The sequence below is a fragment of the Paraburkholderia sp. RL17-383-BIF-A genome (assembly GCF_046028015.1).
Taxonomy (GTDB): domain Bacteria; phylum Pseudomonadota; class Gammaproteobacteria; order Burkholderiales; family Burkholderiaceae; genus Paraburkholderia.
In genome coordinates this window covers 1-244 of record NZ_JARESR010000103.1, presented here as the reverse complement: position 1 = coordinate 244, position 244 = coordinate 1, and the positions used below count along the sequence as shown (strand labels likewise).

General features: G+C 64.8%; 1 pseudogene. It reads left to right on the top strand.

Annotated features, from left to right (window positions below):
• Position 1 precedes the first annotated feature (1 nt).
• A pseudogene (locus tag P0D71_RS36140) lies at positions 2–244 on the top strand (hemagluttinin domain protein); the annotation flags it as partial.

Sequence of the window (244 nt, the reverse complement as noted above, 5' to 3'; positions counted from 1 at the left end):
GGTGGCGATTGGTGGTGCGGCGACGGCATCGGCAGCGAACTCGGTTGCACTGGGTTCGAACTCGACGACGACGGCTAACCTGTCGGCCACGGGTTACAACCCGGGCACGACAGCGCTGTCGGGCACGGCATCGGCAGCCAATGGTGAAGTCTCGGTCGGCGCAGCAGGCAAGGAACGTCGCGTGACAAACGTGGCAGCCGGTTCGGCTGCCACGGATGCGGTGAACCTCAGCCAGTTGATGTCA